The following is a 6959-nucleotide window of genomic DNA, read 5'->3' as shown; positions in this document are numbered from 1 at the left end:
AGGGGTTTTGTCCCGGACCGCGCCGGGCACAACGAAGAAGTTACACACCTCCGCGTCGGGGAGCAAATCGGCGCTGGTCACCCGGATGACGTACAGTCGACCAGTCGGATAGTGGTCTAGACCTCTCAGGCGTCCCATCTGTCCGAGTTGACATGATTTAGGCTGATCAGCGATGCGCGCCCGTCCCGGCGCGCTAGCGGGTTCCGCCGCTCGACGAGGAGGCTCAACCATGACGACCGTCACGTCCCCGCTGGCCGGCGAGGCGATCGGGCTTGCGAACGTCCCCGACCCGGTCTTCTCCGGCGCGATGGTCGGTCCCGGCACAGCGATCAAGCCGCAGCCCGGTCCGGGCGAGGCGGTCTCCCCCGTCGACGGGACCGTGGTCTCCCTTCATCCCCACGCCTTCGTCGTGCTCGACGACGAAGGCCACGGCGTGCTGACCCACCTCGGCATCGACACGGTGCAGCTGAACGGCGAGGGCTTCGAGCTGCTGCTGGAGAAGGGCGACACGGTCAAGCGCGGTCAGCCGGTCATCGGGTGGAACCCTACGGCCGTCGAGGCCGCGGGCAAGTCGTCCATCTGTCCCGTCGTGGCGCTGGAGGCAGCGGCCGACCAGCTGTCGGACGTCGCGGAGACGGGCCTGCTCGCCACCGGCGACACGCTCTTCACCTGGAAGTAGCGAAGCGGCGCGGCAGCCCTTCGACGAGAGACTCAAAGCGGAGACCGGTGAGATGACACAGACCCTGCAGGGCGTCGGCGTGAGCCACGGCGTGGCGATCGGCCAGGTTCGGCACATGGGCACGGCGGTGCTGGAACCCGAGGCCCGGCAGATCCCGGCCGAGGACGCGCCGCGTGAGCAGGCGCGGGCGCGGCAGGCGGTCGACGCCGTGGCCGCCGACCTCCAGGCCCGGGGCAACCTCGCCGGCGGTGAGGCGCAGGCCGTGCTGGAGGCGCAGGCGCTGATGGCGCTGGACCCGGAGCTGATGTCGGACGTCGAGCGGCGGATCACCGTGGGCAGCTCCGCGGAGCGTGCCGTCTACGACGCGTTCGCCGCCTACCGGGCGCTGCTCGCGGCGGCCGGGGACTACCTGGCCGGGCGCGTCGCGGACCTGGACGACGTGCGCAACCGCATCGTGGCGCGGTTGATGGGCGTGCCGATGCCGGGTGTGCCGGACAGCGACAAGCCCTACGTCCTGTTCGCACGGGACCTTGCGCCCGCCGACACCGCGCTCCTGGATCCGACGCTCGTGCTCGGCTTCGTGACCGAGGAGGGCGGGCCGACCAGCCACAGCGCGATCCTGGCCCGCGCGCTCGGGGTCCCGGCGGTGGTGGCGCTGCCGGGCGCGACGAGAACGGCCGAGGGGGTGCTGGTCGCGGTCGACGGGAGCACGGGCAGCGTCATCGTGGAACCGACGCAGGGGACGCAGGAGGCGCTGCGGGCCGAGGCGGAGCAGCGGAGGGCCGCACTGGCGTCCTCGACCGGTCCGGGCCGGACCTCGGACGGCCACCGGGTGCCGCTGCTGGCGAACGTCGGAGGCCCGGCGGACGTGCCGGCGGCAGTCGAGGCGGGGGCCGAGGGCGTCGGTCTGTTCCGTACCGAGTTTCTCTTCTTGGACGACTCGAAGAAGGCCCCGTCGGAGGAGGCCCAGGTCGAGGCGTACCGGAAGGTACTGGAGGCGTTCCCCGAGGGCCGGGTGGTCGTGCGGGTGCTGGACGCGGGCGCGGACAAGCCGCTGGAGTTCCTGACTCCGGCCGACGAGCCGAACCCCGCGCTGGGGGTGCGCGGTCTGCGCACGCTGCTGGAGCACCCGGAGGTGCTGGGATCGCAGCTGCGGGCGCTGGCTCGCGCCGCCGAGGGCCTGCCGGTGCACCTGGAGGTCATGGCGCCGATGGTGGCCGATCGCCAGGACGCGCGGGCCTTCGCTGACGCCTGCCGGGAGGCGGGGCTGAAGGCGAAGTTCGGCGCGATGGTCGAGATCCCGTCGGCGGCGCTGCGGGCGCGCTCGATCCTCCAGGAGGTGGAGTTCCTGTCGTTGGGCACCAACGACCTGGCGCAGTACACCTTCGCGGCCGACCGCCAGGTGGGCGCGGTGGCGCGGCTGCAGGATCCGTGGCAGCCGGCGCTGCTGGACCTGGTCGCGATGGCGGCGGAGGCCGCGAAGGCGCTGGGCAAGAGCTGCGGGGTCTGCGGCGAGGCGGCGGCGGATCCGGTGCTGGCGTGCGTGCTGAGCGGCCTGGGCGTGACGAGCCTGTCCATGGGCGCGGCCTCGATCCCCTACGTGCGGGCGAGGCTGGCGAAGGTGACGCTCGCGCAGTGCGAGCGCGCCGCGGCGGCCGCCCGGGCGACGGACAACGCGTCCGACGCGCGCGCGGCGGCGAACCAGGTGCTGTCCGGGGAGTGAGCCCCCGGGGCTAACGGTGCTGTTCCGGACTCCGCTGTGCCGGCTGGGGCTGTTGTTGCCGGCGCTGCTTCTGTTTGGGCTGCTTGGGCTTCTCCTGCTGCGGGCCCTCGTCCTCCGGGACGGGGGCCTGCTTCGTTCGGGCCTCGGTGCTGACCACGAGGAAGACGCCCGCCACGACGACGGCGCCGCCGAGCGCGATGGACCAGGTGACGGGCTCCGAGAGGATCAGCCAGCCCAGTGCGACGGCGACGACCGGGTTGACGTAGGCGTAGGTGGCGACGAGCGACAGCGGCGCGTTCTGCAGCAGCCAGGCGAAGGCGCTGAAGGCCACGATCGAACCGAAGACGACCAGGTAGGCGAGGGCGAGCCAGGAACTGGTGCTGACCGCGCCCAGGTGCAGGTGCTCGTGCCGGAAGAGGCCGAGTGCCAGGTCGCCGAGGCCGCCCGCGAGCATCTCGTAGGAGCTGGCGGTGAAGGGGTTGGCCGGCATCGGCAGGCGGGAGGAGGCGAAGGATCCGAGCGACCAGAGCATCGAGGCGGCGAGCACCAGGACGATGCCGGTGAGGCGGACGCTGCCGGAGCTGCCGGGGAGGGTCAGCACGGCGAGGCCGCAGAACCCGAGCAGGACGCCTGCGAAGGTCGCGGCACGCGGGCGGTCGCCGAAGAGGGTCCGCAGCACGATGACCCAGAGCGGGACGCTGGCGACGAGGAGCGCCGCGAGCCCGGAGGGGAGGTGCGTCTCGGCGAGCACGACGAGACCGTTGCCGCCGACCAGCAGGAGCAGTCCGACCATGACGACGGTGGCCAGGCGGCGGGCGTCGATCTTCAGGGCGGCGGGTCCGAAGCGCCAGGCGACGATCCCGGTGAGCAGGAGACCGGCGACGAGGAAGCGGAGGGCCGCGGAGAGGAACGGCGGCATCGTCTCGACGGCGATGCGGATGGCCAGGTAGGTCGAGCCCCAGACCACGTAGACGATTCCGAGGCCGGTCCAGAGCATGGCCTGCGGTCGACGGCTGGACTGCTTCGAGGGGTGGGCGGGGGCGGCGGTGGCTCCGGTGCGGGTCGAGGCGGTGGCCGCGTCACGCGTCATGTGCGTACCTCTCTGACGGGTCTGTACACCGCATCGTGGCGCAAAGGAGCGTTCCTTCGCTACGGGTATGTCGTCGGCGTCTCGTATCACAAGACAACCCTTCTCGATGCATGAGACGTGATCTAGCGTCGAGACCGGGAGGTAGACATGACCGAGCATCAGAACCACTACACACACGGCTTCCACGCCTCGGTGCTGCGCTCGCACCGGTGGCGCACGGTGGAGAACTCAGCCGCCCACCTGCTGCCGGAGCTGAAGCCCGGGCAGACGCTGCTGGACGTGGGCTGCGGGCCGGGCACGATCACGGCAGGCCTGGCCGAACGGGTCGGCGCCGGGCTGGTGACGGCGGTGGACAGCTCCGCGGAGGTGCTGGCGCAGGCCGAGCAGGCCGTCCCGCAGTCGGCAGGGGTCCACTTCCGGACTGCCGACGTGCACGCGCTGCCGTTCCCCGACGCGTCGTTCGACGTCGTCCACGCGCACCAGGTGCTGCAGCACGTCACGGACCCCGTGCGGGCGCTGCGCGAGATGCGGCGCGTCTGCCGCCCCGGCGGCGTGATCGCCGTACGGGACTCGGACTACGCCGGCTTCATCTGGTTCCCGGCGCTGCCGGAACTGGACGAGTGGAACGCGCTGTACCACCGCGTGGCCCGTGCGAACCGGGGCGAGCCGGACGCCGGAAGGATGCTCCGGGCGTGGGCGCTGGAGGCCGGCTACGACGCCGGGCACATCGAGGCGTCCTCGTCGACCTGGTGCTTCACGTCCGACGAGGACCGCGCGTGGTGGGGCGGGATGTGGGCCGAGCGGATCCTCGCCTCCGGCATCGCCGAACAGGCGGTGGCGGACGGCTTCGCCACCCACGCGGATCTCCGCCGCATCAGCGCCGGTTGGCAGGCGTGGGCGGCGGACGAGCGCGGCTGGCTCAGCGTGCTGCACGGCGAGTTGCTGTACCGGGCGTAGCCCGTCAGAGGCGTGGGGCTCTGCCGCAGACCGGCAGAGCCCCACAACCCACTAGGCCTGGCGGTACTTCTCGAAGATGCGGAGCGCGTCGGGGTTGTCGATGGAGCCCGGGTTGACCGCCTTCTCCAGCGGCGTGCCGCCGAGGATCCGCTTGACCGGGACCTCGATGCGCTTGCCCGTCAGGGTGTGCGGCAGCGCGGGCACGGCGATGATCTCGTCCGGGACGTGGCGCGGCGAGAGCTGCGTGCGCAGTGCGTCCCGGACCGCCGTGCGAAGCTCGTCGTCGAGCTCGGCGCCCTCGGCGAGGACCACGAACAGCGGCATCCAGTAGCCGCCGTTCGGCTGCTCCAGGCCGATGACCAGGGACTCCTTGATCTGCGGCAGGCGCTCGACGACCTCGTAGATGTCCGCCGAGCCCATCCGCACGCCCTGGCGGTTCAGCGTCGAGTCCGAGCGGCCGTGGATGACCACCGTGCCGCGCTCGGTGACGGTGATCCAGTCGCCGTGACGCCAGACCCCGGGGAACATCTCGAAGTAGCTCTCGCGGTAGCGGGCGCCCTCGGGGTCGTTCCAGAAGCCGATGGGCATGGACGGGATCGGCTTGGTGACGACCAGCTCGCCGACCTCGCCGACGACCGGCTCGCCGTTCGCGTCCCAGGCCTCCACGGCGGCGCCGAGGCTCGGGGCCTGGATCTCGCCGAGGTGGACCGGCAGGCTGGGCACGCCGCCGACGAAGCAGCTGCACACGTCCGTGCCGCCGCTGACGGAGGCGAGCCAGACGTCGGAGCTGATCTCGTCGTAGATCCAGCGGAAGCCGTCCGGCGGCAGGGGCGATCCTGTGGTGCCGATGGCGCGCAGGCGGGAGAGGTCGAGGTCGTTGCCCGGGTGCACCTCGGCCTTCTTGCAGGCCATCACGTAGGCCGCGGAGGTGCCGTAGACGGTGACGCCGGTCGCCGCGGCGATGCGCCACTGCGCGTCCGTGGTCGGGTAGCCGGGGCTGCCGTCGTAGGTGACGATGCTCGCGCCCACCAGCAGACCGGCGAGCAGGAAGTTCCACATCATCCAGCCGGTGGAGGTGAACCAGAAGAACCGGTCCTGCGGCCCCAGGTCGAGGTGGAGGCCGGCCTGCTTCAGGTGCTCGACGGTGATGCCGCCGTGGCTCTGCACGATCGCCTTCGGCAGGCCCGTGGTGCCGGAGGAGTACAGCACCCACAGCGGGTGGTCGAACGGCAACTGCTCGAAGACGGGGACCGCCGGCGCGGCCGTCAGCGCGTCCCACTCCAGCGCGCCCGCCGGCGCGTCCGTGCCGAGCAGCGGGATGTGCACGACGTGGCGCAGCGACGGCAGCTCGCTGCGGAGCTCCGCGACGACCTCGGTGCGGTCGTGCTCCTTGCCGCCGTAGCGGTAGCCGTCGACGGCGAAGAGCACGACGGGCTCGAGCTGCTGGAAACGGTCCAGCACGCTGCGGGCGCCGAAGTCGGGCGCGCACGAGGTCCACACCGCGCCGACGGCGGCGGTGGCGAGCAGCGCGACGGCGGCCTGCGGCACGTTCGACACGTAGGCGGCGACCCGGTCGCCCGGGCCGATGCCCAGGCGCCGCAGCTCGGCCGCGAGCGAGCCGACCTGGCGGCGCAGCTCGGACCAGGTGGTGACGCGCGGCTCGGAGCTGCCCTCGTCGACGTGCAGGATCGCCGGGGTGTCGGCGTTGTGCGGGTCCTCGCCGTGGCGCAGGACGTGCTGCGCGTAGTTGAGCCGCGAGCCGGGGAACCACTCGGCGCCCGGCATCGACGCGTCACCCAGGACCGCGCTCGGCGCGGTGGTGAACCGGACATCGAACCACTGGGTCAGGGCGCTCCAGAAGGCGTCGAGATGCTCGACCGACCAGCGGTGGAACTGCGCGTAGTCGACTTCCGGCTTCCCGTCCGCCAGCGGCTTGGGCGCGCCGTAGTACTCGGCGGCGAACCGGTGGAAGGCGGCGAGCCGAGAAGCAGCCGCTCGTGCGGGGTCGGGCTGCCACAGAGGAGTGATCTCGTCGCTGCTCATGCGCTGTGCGGGCCTCCGAGCTCAGGCGCCCTGCACACCGGCGGGCAGGGTGGGGAACGCCTAGGCAGAATCTGCCACGAAGGCGGGTCGGCACGCCAGGCAACCCGGGGTCTCTTTGCTCGTCTCGGTGAAGACGGTGGGCGGCGGCAACCACCTGCGCGCGGTGTGGGCCCCCCGACGAGGATCTGACCGCCGCGTGGATGGACTGCTGGATGCGCCTCCGCGTCGTGCCGAGGAATCCGGGCGAGCCGCCGTTCGAGGCGACGGTGCTCACGCGCTTGCGTCAGCCCGCTTCGGGGAGGGCGGGGGACGGGGCCGGCAGGAAGGTGGCGGCGCTGCTGTGGGGGCCGTGGGAGGTGAGGAGGAGGGGCAGGGCGAGGGAGGCGGAGATGGCGTCGGCCCAGCGTGGGGGGCGGGTGAGGCGGGCGGGGGGGGCGGGGGGAAGGGGGGGGGGGGGGGCGGGGGGG

At 72.4% G+C, this 6959-nt stretch carries 5 protein-coding genes; 3 read left to right on the top strand and 2 right to left on the bottom strand.

Features of this window, described 5'->3' with window-relative positions:
* Positions 1–229 precede the first annotated feature (229 nt).
* Both TR48_RS37515 and ptsP read left to right on the top strand, forming a co-directional pair.
* Positions 230–679 (top strand): PTS sugar transporter subunit IIA, encoded by a 450-nt coding sequence (locus tag TR48_RS37515; protein WP_042375228.1) that lies wholly within the window; start codon positions 230–232, stop codon positions 677–679.
* Positions 680–731: 52 nt separating this feature from the next.
* The gene (gene ptsP, locus TR48_RS37510; protein ID WP_042375227.1) at positions 732–2402 is read left to right on the top strand and encodes a phosphoenolpyruvate--protein phosphotransferase; all 1671 of its coding nucleotides are present in this window, start codon (positions 732–734) and stop codon (positions 2400–2402) included.
* Positions 2403–2412: 10 nt separating this feature from the next.
* On the opposite strand, the gene TR48_RS37505 is transcribed toward ptsP, so the two are convergent.
* Positions 2413–3492 carry an EamA family transporter gene (locus tag TR48_RS37505; protein ID WP_084730091.1) on the bottom strand — a complete coding sequence of 360 codons (1080 nt, stop codon included), beginning with the start codon at positions 3490–3492 and terminating at the stop codon, positions 2413–2415.
* 147 nt (positions 3493–3639) lie between these two features.
* Here TR48_RS37505 and TR48_RS37500 point away from each other — a divergent pair, with 147 nt between their 5' ends.
* Positions 3640–4449: a class I SAM-dependent methyltransferase gene (locus TR48_RS37500; RefSeq protein WP_042375225.1), complete on the top strand. Its 810-nt coding sequence runs from the start codon at positions 3640–3642 to the stop codon at positions 4447–4449.
* 51 nt (positions 4450–4500) lie between these two features.
* Here the strand turns inward: TR48_RS37500 and TR48_RS37495 are convergent, their stop codons facing one another.
* Positions 4501–6492 carry an acetoacetate--CoA ligase gene (locus TR48_RS37495; protein ID WP_042375223.1) on the bottom strand — a complete coding sequence of 664 codons (1992 nt, stop codon included), beginning with the start codon at positions 6490–6492 and terminating at the stop codon, positions 4501–4503.
* Positions 6493–6959 lie beyond the last annotated feature (467 nt).

Source organism: Streptacidiphilus neutrinimicus, from assembly GCF_000787815.1.
GTDB lineage: Bacteria > Actinomycetota > Actinomycetes > Streptomycetales > Streptomycetaceae > Streptacidiphilus > Streptacidiphilus neutrinimicus.
This window is presented reverse-complemented; position numbering and strand designations above follow the sequence as displayed.

Excerpts from the sequence above, each read along its gene's own strand:
- ptsP (WP_042375227.1), top strand. The coding sequence starts at position 732 with ATGACACAGACCCTGCAGGGCGTCGGCGTGAGCCACGGCGTGGCGATC.
- TR48_RS37500 (WP_042375225.1), top strand. The coding sequence starts at position 3,640 with ATGACCGAGCATCAGAACCACTACACACACGGCTTCCACGCCTCGGTG.
- TR48_RS37515 (WP_042375228.1), top strand. The coding sequence starts at position 230 with ATGACGACCGTCACGTCCCCGCTGGCCGGCGAGGCGATCGGGCTTGCG.
- TR48_RS37495 (WP_042375223.1), bottom strand. The coding sequence starts at position 6,492 with ATGAGCAGCGACGAGATCACTCCTCTGTGGCAGCCCGACCCCGCACGA.
- TR48_RS37505 (WP_084730091.1), bottom strand. The coding sequence starts at position 3,492 with ATGACGCGTGACGCGGCCACCGCCTCGACCCGCACCGGAGCCACCGCC.